17 protein-coding genes are annotated in these 18,644 nt (G+C 40.4%); 9 read left to right on the top strand and 8 right to left on the bottom strand.

Features of this window, described 5'->3' with window-relative positions; all coding sequences use genetic code 11:
• Positions 1-235 precede the first annotated feature (235 nt).
• The 5 genes from R0J88_RS02560 to R0J88_RS02540 all read right to left on the bottom strand — a co-directional run bounded on the left by R0J88_RS02560 (position 236) and on the right by R0J88_RS02540 (position 4,626).
• Entirely contained in the window at positions 236-718 is a 483-nt protein-coding gene (locus tag R0J88_RS02560) for a putative 4-hydroxy-4-methyl-2-oxoglutarate aldolase (RefSeq protein WP_410898975.1), read from the bottom strand.
• A 3-nt stretch (positions 719-721) separates the two neighbouring features.
• Positions 722-1,375 carry a TetR/AcrR family transcriptional regulator gene (locus R0J88_RS02555; RefSeq protein ID WP_039037529.1) on the bottom strand — a complete coding sequence of 218 codons (654 nt, stop codon included), beginning with the start codon at positions 1,373-1,375 and terminating at the stop codon, positions 722-724.
• Positions 1,376-1,546: 171 nt separating this feature from the next.
• On the bottom strand, positions 1,547-2,416 hold the full coding sequence (locus tag R0J88_RS02550; RefSeq protein ID WP_410898974.1) for an alpha/beta fold hydrolase: 870 nt from the start codon (positions 2,414-2,416) through the stop codon (positions 1,547-1,549).
• A gap of 119 nt (positions 2,417-2,535) precedes the next feature.
• A complete protein-coding gene (locus tag R0J88_RS02545; protein ID WP_410899020.1) occupies positions 2,536-2,997 on the bottom strand; it encodes an ankyrin repeat domain-containing protein in 462 nt (153 codons plus the stop codon).
• A gap of 96 nt (positions 2,998-3,093) precedes the next feature.
• A complete protein-coding gene (locus tag R0J88_RS02540; RefSeq protein ID WP_410898973.1) occupies positions 3,094-4,626 on the bottom strand; it encodes a catalase in 1,533 nt (510 codons plus the stop codon).
• 364 nt (positions 4,627-4,990) lie between these two features.
• On the opposite strand from R0J88_RS02540, the gene R0J88_RS02535 reads away from it, so the two are divergent.
• The 5 genes from R0J88_RS02535 to R0J88_RS02515 all read left to right on the top strand — a co-directional run bounded on the left by R0J88_RS02535 (position 4,991) and on the right by R0J88_RS02515 (position 11,764).
• Positions 4,991-5,659: an HAD family hydrolase gene (locus tag R0J88_RS02535; protein ID WP_010556849.1), complete on the top strand. Its 669-nt coding sequence runs from the start codon at positions 4,991-4,993 to the stop codon at positions 5,657-5,659.
• Positions 5,660-5,793: 134 nt separating this feature from the next.
• The gene (locus R0J88_RS02530; RefSeq protein WP_410898972.1) at positions 5,794-7,515 is read left to right on the top strand and encodes a purine-cytosine permease family protein; all 1,722 of its coding nucleotides are present in this window, start codon (positions 5,794-5,796) and stop codon (positions 7,513-7,515) included.
• Positions 7,516-7,555: 40 nt separating this feature from the next.
• Positions 7,556-9,076 (top strand): mannitol dehydrogenase family protein, encoded by a 1,521-nt coding sequence (locus R0J88_RS02525; RefSeq protein WP_410898971.1) that lies wholly within the window; start codon positions 7,556-7,558, stop codon positions 9,074-9,076.
• A 2-nt stretch (positions 9,077-9,078) separates the two neighbouring features.
• A complete protein-coding gene (locus R0J88_RS02520) occupies positions 9,079-9,996 on the top strand; it encodes a carbohydrate kinase family protein (protein ID WP_010556846.1) in 918 nt (305 codons plus the stop codon).
• A 301-nt stretch (positions 9,997-10,297) separates the two neighbouring features.
• Positions 10,298-11,764, top strand: coding sequence for a carbon starvation protein A (locus tag R0J88_RS02515; protein WP_305397979.1), 1,467 nt, complete (start codon positions 10,298-10,300; stop codon positions 11,762-11,764).
• Positions 11,765-11,832: 68 nt separating this feature from the next.
• Here R0J88_RS02515 and R0J88_RS02510 read toward each other — a convergent pair whose 3' ends face one another.
• Positions 11,833-12,360: a TetR/AcrR family transcriptional regulator gene (locus R0J88_RS02510; RefSeq protein WP_248518795.1), complete on the bottom strand. Its 528-nt coding sequence runs from the start codon at positions 12,358-12,360 to the stop codon at positions 11,833-11,835.
• Positions 12,361-12,564: 204 nt separating this feature from the next.
• Here R0J88_RS02510 and R0J88_RS02505 point away from each other — a divergent pair, with 204 nt between their 5' ends.
• The 4 genes from R0J88_RS02505 to R0J88_RS02490 all read left to right on the top strand — a co-directional run bounded on the left by R0J88_RS02505 (position 12,565) and on the right by R0J88_RS02490 (position 15,017).
• Positions 12,565-13,188 carry a glutathione S-transferase family protein gene (locus R0J88_RS02505; RefSeq protein WP_410898970.1) on the top strand — a complete coding sequence of 208 codons (624 nt, stop codon included), beginning with the start codon at positions 12,565-12,567 and terminating at the stop codon, positions 13,186-13,188.
• Between the two features lie 77 nt (positions 13,189-13,265).
• Positions 13,266-13,958: a cupin domain-containing protein gene (locus tag R0J88_RS02500; protein WP_410898969.1), complete on the top strand. Its 693-nt coding sequence runs from the start codon at positions 13,266-13,268 to the stop codon at positions 13,956-13,958.
• 103 nt (positions 13,959-14,061) lie between these two features.
• Complete coding sequence (locus tag R0J88_RS02495) at positions 14,062-14,442, top strand: STAS/SEC14 domain-containing protein (protein WP_410898968.1); 381 nt, start codon at positions 14,062-14,064, stop codon at positions 14,440-14,442.
• Between the two features lie 170 nt (positions 14,443-14,612).
• Positions 14,613-15,017: a hypothetical protein gene (locus tag R0J88_RS02490; RefSeq protein WP_006792633.1), complete on the top strand. Its 405-nt coding sequence runs from the start codon at positions 14,613-14,615 to the stop codon at positions 15,015-15,017.
• 95 nt (positions 15,018-15,112) lie between these two features.
• Here R0J88_RS02490 and R0J88_RS02485 read toward each other — a convergent pair whose 3' ends face one another.
• Both R0J88_RS02485 and R0J88_RS02480 read right to left on the bottom strand, forming a co-directional pair.
• Complete coding sequence (locus R0J88_RS02485; protein WP_410898967.1) at positions 15,113-16,060, bottom strand: carbohydrate kinase family protein; 948 nt, start codon at positions 16,058-16,060, stop codon at positions 15,113-15,115.
• 127 nt (positions 16,061-16,187) lie between these two features.
• Entirely contained in the window at positions 16,188-18,584 is a 2,397-nt protein-coding gene (locus R0J88_RS02480) for a TonB-dependent siderophore receptor (RefSeq protein WP_008127784.1), read from the bottom strand.
• Between the last annotated feature and the right edge of the window lie 60 nt (positions 18,585-18,644).

The raw sequence follows: 18,644 nt of genomic DNA, 5'->3' as shown, positions 1-18,644 counted from the left end.
TATTTTTATTAACTGAGCACTAATTGTACTTTGCATCGGTGGTTGTGGTTTTAGCGAACTTAATACAAGCAAAACAAATGCCAAAAGTAAATTCCTGTCCGATTGGTCAGGTTTTTGGGCGTTGCAGAGGGGGATTTATAATTTTTAAGTTATAAAGTGGGTGTTTTTAACCGCAAAACAAACCAACTTGGTGCATTGTTGCACCAAACTGGTTGTTATTATTTACACGAATTTATTAAATAAGGGGGGCTTTACTAATTATTAGGCCATTAACGTCGCCATACAGCCAATCGTTTGGTGCTATTGCGGTACCCAGCATATTAATAACTTGGTCTTGATCGCCAAAACCGCGCTTAAGTGTGCTACGAGGGGTTGAACCAATTGCCATTACGGGTAAATTCATAGTAGCAAGTATTTCTATATCGCGGCAACAACCATTTATTACAACACCTTCCCAGCCATTTTGTAGCGCGCGTTCGGCCATGATGTCGCCAATAAAAGCAAAACGTTTGCTAGCAAACCCATCAATTACTAACACTTTCCCTTTACCATCTTGATGGAGAACATCGGCGGCAAACGAGTTGTCTTCTGGGCAGGTTACCGTTACTGCTTGGCCACTAAAGGTGGTTTTTTTACCAAAGTGGCGCAGTCCACTATCTGCAACTTGAACCGAGTTGCGGTGATCGTCGAATAGGTCGGGGGTTGTAAAGTTTTCCATGTGTTAGGCCTCGTTTGGGGCGGGTATTTTTAAGCCAATACCTTTTAAAATTATGTGGGCAATTGATTGTGTTATTTGTGCCACGTCGGTTTCGTCATATTCTAATTTGTTCATAACTAGCAGTACTTCAGCTTGAAAGTCGGCGTAGTATTGTGTTGTTGACCAAATAGTAAATAAAAGGTGATGGGGGTCCACTTGGTCTATTTTTTTTGCGTCCATCCAGGATTGAAACACATCAATTTTTTGTTTAACCCAAGGCCGTGTATTTGTTCTAAAGTAGTTTTGTAAATAGGGGGCGCCACGCAAAATTTCATTGGCAAATAAACGAGACTGAAGAGGTTGGTTTACGGCAAGTATTACTTTACTTTTTATGTAGTTATAAAGCACTGCTGCGGGGTCGTCTTCAACGGTGACGTTATCAAGGCCTAAGTTCCAATTTGCTATTATTCTGTCTATTACCGCTTCGTAAAGGCCATCTTTGCTTTTAAAGTAATACAGTATGTTAGCTTTTGGAACGTTAGCCTCTTTTGCAACCATGCTCATGCTTGCGCCGTCATACCCATTAAGAGAAAATAATTGCTCGGCGGCATTTAATATAAGCAGTTGGTTTTTTTCCCGAGTGACTTCTTTTTTATTTGGTTTTATTTGTGTGGTCATTATTGATTGTGCGTGTTTAACGTGTTGATTGATTGTAGCTTTACTGACCGAAAGGTCAATTACTAAAGTGGCTTTAAATTTAACAGCACGTAAATATGCTTAGGTATGCAGAGGTTAGATGGAGTTAGCAGGTGTGTGTTTAGCGTATAGGGAGCTAAACACACCATGGTGTTAAATACTATGTTTGCTTAGCCAGTCTAGTGCTAAAGGCCATAAAGCGGCAGACCTTTTACTAAAAAACTTCATGTGGCCAATATCTTTCAGGTTATATTCACTGGGCGTTAAATGTAGCGTTTGTGCGTTAAGTTTTGGAAAAACAGAAAGCATATCAGCAACATTATCGTTATTTGCTATATCATCATCGCTGGCATTAATCCAAAGCGAAGGCATGACTAGTTCATTATAAAAATGTTGAAATACTGTATTGCCAAATGCTGATTTAACATACCCTTGTGCGTTACACCATTTTTGCCACTGTTGAGCTACGCCTTTAGGTAAAGGCTCGCCCATACCAAACCATTGTGATTTAGTATGGCCAAATAGTGCATTACTCACCGGAATAACCCCATTCATAAAAAAGTGTGCTTTTACCTGATACGCTAAGCGCATATTGGTTAACTTGCCCGACGAACACGCAAAGTTGAACAGTGAGCTGAGTTGAGTGGCATTGTGCATTAAACCTACTAGCTGCCCGCCGGCACTGTGACCTATCAAATGGTAGTGGGTATTCGGAAATGTTTTTTGAAGTTGTTCTAGCACTGCGGGCATATCCTGCTCGCCCCACGATTGCAAATTCGCTTTACTATTTTTAATGCTGCCTTTAAGTGATTGGCCTATCCCGCTGTTGTCAAACGTAATAACGGCAAATCCATTTTGCTGCAAGTAAGTAGCAAAGTTTGCATAAAACTGCTGCTTAATCCCCGTTGCAGGTGCAATCATTACTGCGCCTTTTATGGTGCCTTCTGGTTTAAATACATGCGCGCTTAATGTTTGCCTGTTATTACAGGTAATAGTGATGTGATCAAAGTGTGGTGTGGCCATTAGAGTTATTATTTTCCATATAAAGTACACAGGTGAAAAGAATAGCTGGTTAGACCAGTAGAGGCAATAATACTATTTTTCCCGTGTTCATGTCCTAATGGCAAAAAATCAAAAACAAGCTATTTTGCGTCACTATTAACCTGCGCTAATAAGTCGAGTACTTTTTGTTGCCCAAAAGTTTGTGCAAATTGCTCTGCTGTTTGGCCGGCTTTGTTTTGATGGGCGTTATCGCAATCAAGGCTGACAAGTGTTTTAGCTATGCTAAATTCGCCTCTAAATATAGCGGCCATAAGGGCCGTATTACCACGCTTATCTTCAAGGCAGGCATTAGCGCCTAACTGTAAAAGCGTGTTAACTGTGCTTTTATTACCGTGATAAGTGGCAATCATTAGCGCGGTGTAACCTTTGTTGTTGTAACTATTAATAGGAATGCCAGCATCAACAAACTGCGTTATTACGGCGGTGTCGTCAGTACGTGCGGCTGCAAAGTAATAAGCAAGTAAGCTGTCGTATTGTGCTTGTGCGGTTGTTGGCTCATTCACAGTATTTTGTTGTTCATTACCAAGGCATGAAAAGCTCATTACTAAAGTAAATATAATAAGGAATTTACGCATACGGTTTACCTTTTAAAAAAAGAGGAAGGAGAGTCGATCCTTCCTCTTGGTTGGGTAAAATTATTAAAGTTTAGCGGCTAATTGTTTAACCATTTTAATATCGCCATTTACGGCTTTAGTTAAACGTGTACCGTACTCGCTGTCGGCTTTGTAGAAGTAGCTGAGCATTTTGTGCTTTACTTTGCTGTCTTTCACTTTGCCTAAATCGCCAGCTAAGTTGTCAACTAAGTTAGTACGCTCTTGCTTACTAAAGCCACGGTAAAGTACGCCAGCTTGTGCGAAGTTTTGCTGCTTTTTAATCGCGGCTTGTTGTACAAAACCTTTAAGTTCAGTGTTACTTCTGCGTGCAATCGGGTTTTCTGCTACGTTTTCGTGACTTGGTTGGTAGTTCACATTACTTGTTGTATTACCGTAGTTCATTGCGCCGTCTTGGTTGTAGTTAACAACATCAACTTTTGCGCGGTTAATTGGCAATTGTTGGTGGTTAGCACCTAAGCGGTACATTTGTGTATCTGAGTATGAAAACACACGCCCTTGTAATAGTCTGTCTTCAGATGGCTCAATACCCGGGATTATATTTGCCGGTGCCATTGCAACTTGTTCTGTAGATTGAAAGAAGTTAGTTGGCATACGGTTTAAGGTCATTGTACCCACTTTTGTTTCTTTAACGTCTAACCACATTTTTGTTGCATCTAATGGGTTGTAATCAAAGTCATTTAACTGCGATGGGTCAAGTGTTTTAATGTATAGGTCCCACTTAGGGAAGTTGCCTTTACCAATTTCGGTGTACAGGTCGCGTGTTAAGTGTTGAAAATCTTTTCCTTGTACTTCGGCTACTTCTTTTGAATCTAGGTTGTCGATACCTTGTTGGCTTACCCAATGAAACTTAACGTATTTAACATCGCCTGATTTATTAATCATTTTATATGCATGCACGCCCCAACCATCCATTTTACGTAAGCTTGCTGGTGTACCGTAGTCGCTGTATACCCACGTTAACATGTGAGTAGAGCCCGGCTCGTACGAGAAAAACTCAAATAAACGGTTAGGATCTTGAATGTTATCTACCGGAGATGGCTTTAACGAGTGAACCATATCTGGGAATTTAATCGCATCGCGAATAAAGAACACAGGTAAGTTGTTACCTACTAAATCCCAGTTACCTTGGTCTGTGTAAAATTTTGTAGCAAAACCACGAGGATCACGCAGCGTTTCAGGGCTACCTTTTGAGTGAATTACTGATGAAAAACGAACAAATACGTCTGTTTCTTTACCTGCTTCTGCAAATGGCGCCGCAATTGTTAAATCGTCTAGTTCTTTTGAGGCTACAAACACGCCGTGTGCGCCAGTTCCTCGCGCATGCACTACACGTTCAGGGATACGCTCGCGTGCAAAACGTTGCAGCTTTTGAATTAGGTGTACGTCTTCAAGCAATACACTGCCGCGCTCACCGGCGGTCATTGAGTTTTGATTATCGCCAACAGCTGCGCCGTTGTCTTTTGTAAGAGTGGTAACCGCACTTGCAGGTAATGCCACTGCAAGGGCTAATGCGCTTAAAGTTAATTTAGTTTTTGTTGTGTTTATTTGAGTTTTCATTGTCGACCTCATTATTTAAAAGTGCCGGCAGTGTTGCTGGCTGTTTAACTGTTAACGAGTGTATGGGTTAAATTTATTTCGGTAAAATTGATTGTTTAGATTGCAACAATCAAAAAAGTAGATTGGCATCTGCAGTAAATACACTTGTTGTGAATACGGCATGCGATTTTAGTCGTAACAGCTAAAATCAAAACTAATGAAAATCAACAGCTTTTTTATTGAGGTGTTGATTATTTGAACTATGTGGCGGGTTTTTAAGTTCACAACGTGTTGACATATTATAATAATAAAGAGAATATGCTCACCCTCTGGGCTTATGCTCAGGTCTGTGTTTGCATAAAACTAAATGCAATAAGGTAAAAAAATGAACCCTAAAATTGAACTGGTTATTTTTGACTGTGATGGCGTTGTAATTGACAGCGAAGTTTTAAGTGCGCAAGTGCTCATCGATATGCTTGTTGATAAAGCGGTGTTTATTGACCGTGCTTATGTACAAGAACATTTTTTAGGGTGCAATTTTAAAGCGGTTACTCAAAAGATAGCTGATGCTTTTAATGTTGAATTGCCAGAGCGATTTGAAGCTGATTATAGAAATGCACTTTTACATGAGTTTGAAACAGCCCTAATGCCTACAGATGGCATTAAAGAGGTATTGGCTAATTTAGCTACACCTAGCTGTATAGCAACTAGTAGTAGCCCTGCACGAACAGAAAAAGCATTAAGCGTCGTTAAATTGAGTCATTATTTTGATGAGGTGTTTACTTCAAGTGAGGTAAAAAATGGCAAACCTGCGCCGGATTTATTTTTACACGCCGCTAAAAAAATGGGGGTTAACCCAGCCCATTGCTTGGTAATAGAAGACTCTATAGCGGGCGTGAGTGCGGCGCTTGCCGCAAACATGCAAGTACTTCATTACAGCGGTGGAGGGCATATGCAAGGAGCTGTTAATTTTGTTCACAAGGCATACCCCGAGGTTGCTCATTTAACAGATTGGAAAGCGTTTTATGAAATGTATCCAACCCTAAAAATATAAAAATAGCGTTGATTTAGTCCCACACTGACATGAATGACGTTGTTTAAGAATTTTCGAGGTTGTGTGCTTAGCCGCACACACAACTAAATGCACGTTTTTGTGATTTTTATCGTGTTAAAACAATAGGAAGTACCATGGCAACGAGTCCACACACACACACATTTAAAGATGTAAACGAAGAGCAACTTCCCGTTGCTAATAATAAGCTTCATGGTTGGAAGCATTTTGCCGGTTTATACGCGGGTGAGCATGTTGCAGCCACTGAGTTTGTTATTGGTGCAACATTTGTTGCACTGGGTGCATCAACAATCGACATTTTACTAGGTTTATTAATTGGTAATTTATTAGCAATGTGTTCTTGGTGGCTAATTACAGCGCCAATTGCAGTAGAGACGCGTTTAAGTTTATATAATTATTTGAACAAAATTGCAGGTAACTCAATGACTAAGCTCTATAACTGGGCTAACGTCATTATTTTTAGTGTTATATCGGCTGCGATGATTACGGTATCGTCCACTGCGGTTAGATTTTTATTTGATATTCCTGCACAGTTAGATTGGTACCCAAATAGTTTAGCGTTTGTGGGTATTGTTTTAGCCGTTGGCTCTATTGTTGTATTTGTGGCTATGTATGGCTTTTCTACTGTAGCTGACTTTTCTAAAATTTGTGCACCTTGGCTATTTGTTATTTTTATTGCGGGCTCGTTTGCACTTTTCCCTGAACTTTCAAATCATGTAATTGGGTCAACCACGTTAACCAGCTTTAGTGACTTTATGACCATTGGCGACTCATCCATATGGACCGGTACGAACGCAGAAGGGGAGCAGGGAATTGGCCTACTTGAGGTAATTGGTTTTGCGTGGGCTGCTAACTCTATTACTCACTTTGGTTTAATTGATATGGCGATTTTTAGATTCGCCAAGCGCAAAAGCTATGGTTTGTTCTCGGGCGTAGGCATGTTTTTTGGTCATTACTTAGCGTGGATCTCTGCCGGTATTATGGGTGCAGGTGTTGCGGTATTACTTAAAACAACTATTTCATCACTCGATCCGGGCGATGTGGCTTACCATGCATTAGGTTGGACTGGGTTTGTTATTGTAATTATTGCCGGTTGGACTACTGCTAACGCAAACCTTTATCGTGCGGGGCTTGCGGCGCAATCTATTTTTGTAAACCACTCTCGTGAGCGCACAACCGCTATTGTAGGGATTGTGACCGTAGTTATTGCATGTTTCCCGTTCGTATTTTCTCAAATGCTACCTTTACTTACTTATGCTGGCTTATTGGTTGTGCCTGTTGGTGCGATTGTATTTGCCGAGCATGTATTATTTCCTAAAATTGGCTTAACGCGCTACTGGGCTAAATACAAAAACATAACTCGAAGTGTGCCGGCCATTGCGTCTTGGGCGTTAGCGTTAGTGTTTGGCTTTGGTTTAAATGCGCTAGATGTTATGTCGTTTTATTACTTATTTATACCTACCTGGTTTTTTACCATTGTTGTTTACACGCTGTTAGCGAAAAAGTATGGCGCTGGTGAAGACTACAAACAACATATAGCTGCCGAGGAACAAGAGCAACGTGATATTAAAGCGTATCAAGCAGCGCAGGCGAAAGACATTCCAAAACCTGTAGTTGATGGTTCTATGTTTACTAAAGTGCTTAATGCGGTTTCGACTATTTCACTTGTCATTATTTGTATATTTGCAAGCCAAGTCATGTTTTTTAGCGACACAATGAGCACATATAGCGCAAACAAATTGCAGTTTGAGATAGCGTGTTTCATCTGTACGGTTATCTATTTTGTTACTGCTTATTGGTCCTTAAAACGCCATAAAGCGCTCAATGCTGCATTGTAATTTACACGTTTTTTAATTTTTGTTTTAGTAAGGCCGCACCATGACACAACATCACACTAATGCCCTTGTTAAAGGGCTAAACCAACAAAGCTTGGCATATATGCCAAGCCATGTAGACACCCCTAGCTACGACCGCAGTAAAGTAAAAGCAGGTATAGTTCACATTGGCGTTGGCGGTTTTCACCGTGCTCACCAAGCCATGTATATTAATGAGTTATTAAAAACGCCAGGTTCTGAGCAATGGGGTATTTGTGGTGTAGGCTTGCTTGAAGCAAATCGTGGACTTCGCGATGTATTAAAGCAGCAAGACTACCTTTACACATTAACGGTAAGACACCCAAATGGGACAATAGACAATACCGTTATAGGTTCTATGATTGATTTTTTGTTTGCGCCTGAGAACAAACAAGCTGTTATTAATAAGCTCGCACACCCTGATACTAAAATTGTGTCTTTAACTATTACTGAAGGCGGATACAACTTTAACCCAGTAACGGGTGAGTTTGATTATGCAAACCCAGACATAATTAACGACATTAATAATCCAAACGATCCTATTACTGCATTTGGATATATAGCAGCTGCGTTGAAGCTACGTAAAGAACAAGGCCTTAATGCGTTTACAGTACAGTCGTGCGATAACATTCAACATAATGGTAATGTAACGCGCAAAATGTTACTCGCTTTTGCCGCAGAGCAAGATGCAGCATTAAGTGAATGGATTGCTGCTAATGTAATGTTTCCCAATGCTATGGTAGACCGAATTACGCCAGTATCTAAACAAAGTGATATTGACTACGTTGTTGATGCTTACGGTGTTAGCGATGAATGGCCAATAACGTGTGAATCGTTTACACAATGGGTAATTGAAGATTCATTTTGTGACGGGCGGCCAAATTGGGATAACGCTGGTGCTCAATTTGTAAAAGATGTAACCCCTTTTGAAACCATGAAAATTCGCTTATTAAATGCAGGCCACTCAGTACTGGGTTTACTGGGGTCTGTACATGGCTATGGCACAATTGACGAAACAGTATCAGATCCTTTATTTGCTAAGTACTTACGTGCGTTTATGGATAAAGAAGTGACGCCTAACCTAGAGCAATTAGAAGGCATTGATCTTGAAATCTACAAAGACACACTTATTGAGCGTTTTGCAAACCCTAATATTAAAGACAGCTTATCGCGTATTTGTTCGGAGAGTGCAGCTAAACTACCTAAGTTTTTAATTGCCACTATTAACGAAAACCTAGCGCAAGGGCGAGATGTATCACTAGCTACACTCGTTATTGCTGCATGGTGTTTTTATAGCGACAGAGGGGAAGATGAGCAAGGCAATACGCTTGAAGTCATTGATGCAATGCAAAGCGAGCTTCATGAAGCTGCTGCTAAAACGACTACTGATAACCTTGCATTTTTATCGCTAACAAGCTTATTTGGCGATTTAAACATGCAAAGCGCCTTTACGTCTCACTACAAAAACAATGTAGACGCGTTATACGCACCAGCAAGCAAAATTAAAGCAATTATGAAAAACGTGCTTGAGCCTAAAGGTAACTAATAATGAGCATTTTAATTGATTCTAAACAAGGTAAAGACGTAAGCGTAAGTTGTTTTGGCGAAGTGCTATGGGATTGTTTTGCAACAGGTAAACGCTTAGGTGGTGCACCATTAAACATGTGTGTGCGCATTAACTCATTAGGTATTAAAGCCGACATGATAAGCGCAGTAGGTAACGATGAATTAGGTACTGAGCTTCTTGGCGAAATTAAAGCAAAAGGCGTTAGTTGTGATTATATTGCCGTTAATAACGACAAAAAGACCAGCACCGTACAAGTTACTTTAGACAAAAGCGGTTCAGCCAGCTACGAAATAGTCGCTGATACGGCATGGGACAACATTACTCTTACTGATTCACTTATTGAAAAAGTAAAAGCCAGTGATGTATTTGTATTTGGCAGCCTAATTGGCCGCAGTGAAGCTTCACTTGCTACGCTAAACCAGCTAGTTGATGTAGCTAACTTTAAAGTGTTTGACGTAAATTTACGCGCCCCGCATTACACATTAGACACGCTAGTAGATTTAATGAATAAAGCAGATTTTATCAAGTTAAACGATGAAGAGCTTTACGAAATTGCCAAAGCAATGGGGTGTAAGTTCCATTCGCTTGAGCAAAACCTAGCATTTATTGCAGAGCAAACTAACACTGAATATTTATGTGTAACCAAAGGCAGTCACGGCGCACTGTTAACTGTTAAGGGCCAAAATTATTACAATTCAGGCTATTTAATTAGTGTTGTAGACACAGTGGGCGCTGGGGATTCATTCTTAGGTTCATTGATATATCAATTATGTAGCAGCGATTGTGCTCAGCATGCGGTTGATTTTGCCTGTGCGGTAGGGGCTATGGTTGCAGAAAGCGCAGGTGCTACACCTACATTGACTCATGAAAAAATTAACGAATTTATGCGCCCTCTTTAAAAAAATTGTGTGTTGAAAGCGGCTTAAGCAATATGCTTAGCCGCTTTTTTTTGCCTAAAAATAGTGTGGTAAGCATACATTTTGAACGTTTAAACAGCGGTATTCGTCAGGTTTCTAAACGAGTTATCAAATTACTTTATAAATTGAACAAGTCATGAACGATTGCGACTAAGGTATTAGCTAAACGTCTAATTGTCTGTAAAAAATAGCTTTGATATTGTTCCAAAGTTATTAAGTCACCTTTATGCGAAGCGATACACACTGCGCTTCTAAATACACATACAAAAGAGAAACGTGCTTTATGATTATCTTTTTTATTTGCCTCACTATATTAATTTTGGGATATAAGTTTTATAGCCCATTTGTAGAAAAACAAGCAGGCATGGATTCAACGGTTGATACACCACAAAAACGCTTTAGTGAAGGTGTTGATTACGTGGCTATTCACCCTGTTCGTGCTTTTTTAATTCAATTTTTAAATATTGCGGGTGTGGGTCCAATTTTTGGCCCTATACTGGGCGCTTTATATGGTCCGGTTGCGCTTGTATGGATTGTGTTAGGAAATGTATTAGGTGGCGCTGTTCACGACTTTTTCTCAGGTGTAATGAGTATAAAAGAAGACGGTAAAAGCTTACCTGAAATAGCTGGTCACTATTACAATGTTGTATTTAAAGGCTTTATGCTTATTTTCACCGCAATGCTGTTATTTTTTGTTGGTGTAGTATTCATAATGAGCCCAGCGGGTTTACTTAGTAACTTAAATTTATTTGAAGGTACATTTTTAGCCAATAATACTTTTTGGGTATTGGCTATTTTGGCTTATTACTTTTTAGCGACGCTGTTACCAATTGATAAGATCATTACACGTTTTTACCCTATTTTTGGTTTGTTAATGATTGTTATGACAGTCGCTGTTGCCGTGTCGTTACTAATTAACGCGCCACATTTACCGGTTGCTGGCGACTTTTTGGCGTATTTTGAAGCCGATCACGCGCATGACTTTTTATCACCAAACCCCGACGGGTTACCAACTTGGCCCTTATTATTCATAACCATTACCTGTGGTGCAATTAGTGGTTTCCATTCAACGCAAGCACCTATTATTGCTCGTTGCTTAACAAACGAAAAATACGTACGCCCGGTGTATTACGGTGCCATGATGTGTGAAGGCATTGTTGGTTGTGTTTGGGCATTGGCTGGTATTGCGGCTTTCCCTGAAGGTTATGCTGGTTTAAAAGCAATGCTTGATCAAGGTGGTCCAGGCTTAGTTGTAAACCATATTGCAAATAGTTACTTAGGTGTATTTGGCGGTATTATGGCAATTATTGCGGTTGCTGTTTTCCCTATTACCTCAGGCGACACCGCATTTCGTTCACTGCGCTTAACGGTAGTTGATGCCTTTAATATTCCGCAAAGTATACGTAATCGTCTGTTGTTGGCTTTACCTATTCTAACTATTGCTTACTTTATGACCAAGTTGGATTTTTCATTAATTTGGCGTTACTTTGCGTTTTCAAATATGTTGCTTTCTACCAGTGTACTATGGCTTGCTACTAAATATTTGTTTGACCGTGGCACCTTTCACTGGATTGCAAGTATACCTGCGGTTATTGCAACGGCTGTGACTTTGTCGTATATCACAACAGCTGCAATTGGTTTTAACTTATCGAGCGATTTAGGTAAACCCATAGGTGCAGGGGTCGCGGTGGTTGGCCTGATCATACTTGCCATCGTGCATGCTAAGCATAAAGCGAGCCCAGCAGTTTAAATAATTTCCGTGTAAAACTAAAAAGCGAGCTATTTAAGCTCGCTTTTTTTATGCGCTAAAACGTGTGGTTAATTACTGTCTCGCGTTGCTAAATCAAAGTAGCTGTGATCGTCGAGTGTTTTACTGATCATCATCGCACCCTCAAGCATACTTACCGTTTGAATAGCTGCTTTTTGTGGGTTTTGTTCACCGTTGACCGAATGCGCTGCGCTTAGCCAGGTTAAATTTTGAGTGAAAAAGCGCTTTACTTCTTCACGTACTTTTTCAGGTAAGCTGTCACTCTCGGCGCCAAGTAAACCGCATAAGCACATTTTTTTATCGGTCACCAATGCGCCTCTAAATAGCGACGTATAAAAGTCGATAGGGTTTTTACCTTGCGCTTTTAGCTCAGCGGGCTCCCCTAATGAAAGCAAAAACGCATCAGTGTATTGATGTGCAAGCTCTGCGCCTAAGTCGGCTTTAGTAGGGAAGTGATAATGTACACTGGCGCTTTTTATACCTACTTCGTTAGCAAGTTCTCTAAAGCTAAAATTGCTGTATCCGCCTAGGCGTACTTTATTCTCTGCCGCTTTGAGTAGTGCCTCTTTTTTGCTCATACATCTTCATCCTATTGTTGACCATAAAATTATCGACCAGTAGGTAGTTATTTTCAAGCCTTATTATTTTTATAAATAAAATAATAAGTTTCATGCGGTTAGCAAATACTCTGCTTATGTAGTTATTTTAAAGTTTGACTTAGTTTGGTATAAAGAATATAAATATCTATCAGTAGGTAGGTGAATTGAAAAAGGTCACACTCAATGAAAATTTATGATGTAGAAAACTTTCCAAACCCGCTTCGCATTCGTATTGCGCTAGCAGAAAAAAATGCGACAACTGAAGTTGAATTTATTCCAGTAGACTTGCTTAATGGTGAACACCGGACAGAGGCTTTTTTAGCTAAAAATCCATTGGCTGGTGTGCCAGTATTAGAGCTTGATGACGGAACATTTATATCAGAATGCACAGCAATTACTGAATATATTGATGCTGCTTTTACAGGTCCATCATTGATGGGCATTTCGGCAAAAGAGCGCGCAGTAATAAATATGATGCAAAAACGTGCTGAGTCTATGGTACTTGATGCTGTTGCAACATATTTTCATCATGCTACTGATGGGTTAGGCCCAGAGCTTGAAACATATCAAAATATTGCATGGGGCGAGAAGCAAGGTGAAAAGGCGCGTACTAACTTAAATTATTTTAACGATATACTCGCTAAATCAAGGTTTGTTGCGGGCGATAATTTTAGTATTGCCGATGTAACTCTTTATGCTGGATTAGTGTTTGCTGGGTTTGCCAATATTGCGCTACCGAGTCATTTAACTCATTTGCTAGCGTGGCAAAAAGTAGTTGCAGCTCGACCAAGCGTCGCGGGCTTATAAGTAAAAGTGGGTTCAATAGGTCAATTAAACTCGGTATATTGAGTTTAATTGGCAAAACAAAAATTTAAGGGGCAAGCATGAAAATAGCAGCCGATTTTAGTCAGCGTATAGTGGTGAACAGTAATACATTACCTTGGGTAAAATCGCCTATGGCAGGCGTTGATAGGCGACCTCTTGATCGCATAGGCGATGAGGTTGCGCGTGCAACGAGTATTGTTCGTTATGCACCAGGTAGTGAGTTTTCGCAACATGTTCATACCGGCGGGGAAGAGTTTGTTGTGTTAGAAGGTGTTTTTCAGGATGAACATGGCGATTTTCCTGCGGGCTCGTACATCAGAAATCCACCGCAATCACAACATAAGCCGGGTTCAAAAGAGGGATGTGTAATTTTTGTTAAGCTTTGGCAGTTTCAGCCACAGGATAGAACACACGTTCGGTTGCAAACTCACTTTATGGGCAGCGTTGAACACTCAACACAACAAGGGGTTGCGGTAACACCTTTATACAAAGATGAGTTTGAGAAAGTTAGCTTAATTCATTTAGCGCCTAATGCGCAGTTTGTTTTAGATGCTGAGTGCGGAGCTGAGTTGTTAGTAATTGAAGGCACCGTAACAGAAGGGCAAGATTTGCTTGAAAAAAGTAGCTGGTTGCGTACGCCTGTAAATTCTAATGTTTTAGCAAAAGCAGGCAAGCTGGGTGCTAAGTTATGGGTTAAAGAAGGGCATTTAAACGATGTAGATAACCAAATTGCGCGAGTGCAGCAAGCTTAATTAACTTAAGCTCAGCTTAAATACGGTTTTGTTGATTTGCTTCATCATTGATTAATATAAAGTGCTTTATGCTCAAAACTTACTATAAGAATGAGCAAATGTAATGGCAAATTTAACTCCTAGTTTAACACTTGATATAGAAGGCGCTGGACGCGAAATTTTTATAACGTTAAAAGCCGTGGGTAATTTAAAGCACGCTGATTACAATGCAATCACCCCTAAAATTGAAGCCGCGCTTTTAAAGGTAAACAACCCGATTATTAATTTATTTATAGATGGCATTGAGTTAAAGGGCGTGGGTTTTAAATCGATATTTGACGATTTGAATTTAGGGATAAAGCATAATAAAGCGCTAAGTAAAGTGGCTATTTACGGTAATAAAAAATGGCAAGCAACCGCTGCAAACATGGGGAATCGTATTATTTGTGGTGAAATGGCTTACTTTGAGAATGCCACTGCGGCAATTGATTGGCTTGAACACTAGTTTTAAATGGGCCTGTTATTTTGGGTTTTGGCTAGTGTTATTAGACTAAAGTCTATAGGTTAGATTTCTTCACTTATTAGTTTTGTTTTTATCGTTTGTCGGTTTTATAGGGATCCTCTAAAGTTCAGTTGTCGGCAACAAGCACGACTTAACTTAACAGGATTATGACCATGAAAACACTTATCAAAACTATCGCTCTTGGCTCACTATTAACATGTTCAGCTGCTGCAATGGCTGATCAAAGTGATTACAAATTAATGGTTATTGAAGCGCAAACCGCGCCGCAGCCACTTGAGCAATCTTTTAATAGCTGTGCACTTAATGTTAAGTCAAAAAACTATGCTGAAGCAGAACAAATTTGTACTAAAGCAATTGCACTATTACAAGATGCCGATGCCCCTAAATTTAAAGTTCGTCAGCTTACATCATTTGCATTAAGCAATCGCGGTGTAGCGCGCCTAAAAGCTAAAAACGAAACGGCCGGCCTTGCTGACCTATACGAAGCAAAACAACTATCTAACAACGATATGGTATCGCATAACTTAACGCGCGCTAAAGAAGAGCTTGCTTTATAACATCCAGATTAACAATAGTTAAAAAAGCCCCTGTAGGTATTTATCTACAGGGGCTTTTTTAGATTAATTTTTAAAATGTTGCTGGGTGTGTTAGCTCAAAGTACATCGTCTAAAACGGGCAATGCAGGAAAAGCACCCTTTGATAAACAGGCTTTTGAGCCACAGCGAAGGCCAAAACTTAATGCGTCTTTAATTACTTGTTTATTATTGAGTTTGTCGATTGGTAATAGCGTCTCGTTATAATGATTTAAATGATATAACACACCTGCAATAAACGCGTCTCCGGCACTGGTTGTATCTATTGCATTAATAATCGGTGCAGCTTCACTTACGTTAAACGTTTTATGGTAAACAGTGGCAGGCTCGGGTCCATCGGTTAAGAAAATTAAACTAACGCCTAACTCTAATAGCGATTGTAGATATTCATCACCTGATTGACGGGTTTGTTCTGCTAAAAAATTTAACTCATCACGTGATAGTTTTATAATGTCGCAATGGGCGTAGCAGGCACGCACATTAGGCTCAACATCACGAATATTATGCCAAAGGCTGTATCGTAAATTTACGTCAAAGCTAACAAGCTTATTATGAATTTTTGCTTGTTTTAAAGCGCTCAATGTTGTGTTTGCAATGGCAATACTGGTTAGCGTATTTGAGCAAAAGTGTAGAGTACTTATTTCATCCCACTGAATTTGCTGTAAATGTTCAGGAGCAAGGAGTAGGTCGGCGGTGTTATGGCGGTAAAAATTAAAGCTGCGTTCGCCAGTTTCATCTAAGCTGACAATAACCATCGCTGTTTGCGCATTTTTTATAGTAAATAAATACTCGGTGCCGACATTATACTGCTTTAACGCGTCGGTAAGTTGTTTGGCAAAGTAATCATCACCCATACCACCACAGAATGCAGCGCTACCACCTAACTTTGCATAGCCTACTGCTACGTTTGCAGGTGCGCCACCAGGAATAGGTAAATACGCTGTGTTGTGTGAGTCTTGTGGCAACATATCAATAAGCAGCTCGCCAAGGCTTAGTAATTTGGTCATGTTATAAATCCTAAAAAACCTAGCAAGGCTAGGTTAAATGTAAGGGAGAGTAATAAAATTTAAGTTGAGTAGGGAATAAAGCGCTGAAATAAAACTGCATTTCAGCGCTCAACACACTCAGACTCGGTTAGTTAAACGCGTATTTAAGCGTTAGTGATGTTGTACGGCCATTAATTGTACGTGCGCGTATAATATCGTTTGCTGGTACAGAGCCTTCCTCTGCTTCTGTAATACCTACTGTATCAAATAGGTTATTAACATTAAGTGCTAGGCTAAGGTTTTCAGATAGGTCGTAGCTTACAAAGCCATTTACCTGTGTGTAACCATCGAATTTAAGGTCGTTATTATCTTGAGCGTAAGCGTCAGTTGTACCAATAAAGCTCAGACCTGCCGCCCCTTTTTCATAGCTGTAGCGAGCCATTAGTGAGTAAATTAAATCCGCTTGACGGCGTGGTGTGTTACCTACAACGTCAGGAGATAGTGCATCTTTAGCAATTTCAGCATCAGTCCACGTCAAGTTACCACGAAAATCCCACGCATCCATGAAGTACGTTGATTCAATCTCAATACCTTTGGCTTCGTATTCACGGTCGAAGAACTTTTGTGATGTTGCTTCAAAGTTTTGCTCTTCAGTTTCTGCGTAGAACGCTGTTGCAAATACCGATAGTGAGTCAAAACGTTTTTTAACACCAAACTCAAATTGATTTACTTCATCAACTGCATCTTCATCAGCTACTGAGCCATCTGAGCGTACTTTACCAAATAAAAGACGATCAGCGTTTGCACGTCCGCCTTTACTGATACGCGCAAATGTTGCAAGGCTAGGGTCTATTTGGTAGTTGGCACCAATTGAGTAAGACGAGTAGCTCCAGTCGTAATTTACTGGGCTTGAGTTAGCATGATCAATACCGACAACATTCTGCTCGGGTACTGAAATAACACCATCACGGTTCATATCAACAGTAGATGTTACTGCTCCTGCGTAATTACCGCGTGCTTCACCGCTGTCGTAACGCGCACTTGCATCGATACTCAAGTCACCAAGTTTAGTTGAGAAAGCAACATAGGGTGCACGTGTGTCGTATTCAGTGTCGTAGTCGCGCTGACAACAGTTACCCCAAAATGGCGTGCCGTATGCGTATAAACCATTTTCTGAAAACTCAGTGCCGTCGGCAGCCGTTACATTTAACAGTGCGGCATTGTCACCTTTAAGCTCCATAACGTAAGAGTTCCACAACCACGACATCGCTATGTTTTGCGTTGATGCGTAGTAACCAAACGTAAGGCTTGTGTCATCGTCAAACGATTTTGTTAGTTTAAAGTCGTTAACAATAGAGTCAAAGTCATTCATTGTTACGTCAAACGTATGGATACGCATAGCTAAATCGCCATTGAATGCGTCACCTGTGTTTGCATTGCTCAGTGTTGCGCCTGCTCCGCCAATGCTTGCAGCCATTGCCGATGCATCGCCTACTTCAGCTGGAATAATAGAATTAAAGTTTCCGCCAACTGACGATTTACGAAAACGGTTTTCAATACGCCAATCGTTGTCTAAGTCAAATACAGCTTCAAAGCCAATAGAATCAACATTTGGGTTCATACCATCGCGAATGTCACCATTGCTAATTTGGTTTTGACCATTTAAGCGAACTGTTTTAGTAAATAAGGCTGAATGCGGTGTATCTGACTGAGAATCAAACCCTGGAACTGAATCACCATTTGAGTACATTGGCATTGGAAGGTAACCAACGCTTTTGTCGTCTAAGTGTTTGTAGTAAAGACGCACATAGCCGTTTTCGAAATCTTTAGTCAAATTAGCTTTTATTTGACCACCTTTATTTGAAGTGTAACCTGTTTCACGTGGGCCTTCACCTTGGCGTACAAAGCCACCTACATGAAAGCGAACGCTGTCGGTTAAATAAGTACCGTATTCAAAATCAGTACGTACACTGTCAAAATCTAGGCCAACAGTGGTTGCAACGCTGCCCGATTCGTTTTCGCCGTTTTTAGAGATAAAGTTGATGATACCGCCCGGTGCATTACTTGCTGCTGTAGACGCTGAACCACCACGAATTGACTCAACCGTTTGTACCGTGTTGTCAAGGCGCATAAAAATATCAGCATTACCAAAAGCGATGTCACCGTATTGCAGTACAGGTAAACCGTCTTCTTGTAACTGTAAAAATTTAGCGCCACCTGATGCAACCGGTAGACCACGAACTGCAATGTTTGCATTACCTTCACCGCCAGTAGATTCTGAACGGATACCCGGAATGATCCTAAATGCTTCAGCGGTAGAGCGAGGTGTTGAAACTTGAACTTGTTCAAGCGAAACACTGCTTACAGATACGCTTGAAGCCATAATTGTTGTACGGCGTGGAACACCGGTTACAACGATTGTTTCAAGTCCTTTGTTTTGTGATGCTTCTGGCTGAGTTGTTTCTGCTTCTTGAGCATTAATGCCTTGGCTTACTGCAAGTGCTAATGCACTGATTAAATATAAAGGAGTGTTGTGTGTTGTCATGTGAACGCCTCGTTATGTTGAACCTAAATGGTTATTTATTTTTACTTAATCGATTAAGTA

Source organism: Pseudoalteromonas sp. SIMBA_162 (assembly GCF_046535955.1).
Lineage (GTDB): Bacteria > Pseudomonadota > Gammaproteobacteria > Enterobacterales > Alteromonadaceae > Pseudoalteromonas > Pseudoalteromonas marina.
Note: the sequence above shows the minus strand (reverse complement) of the source record. Positions and strands in the feature narration are given on the sequence as shown.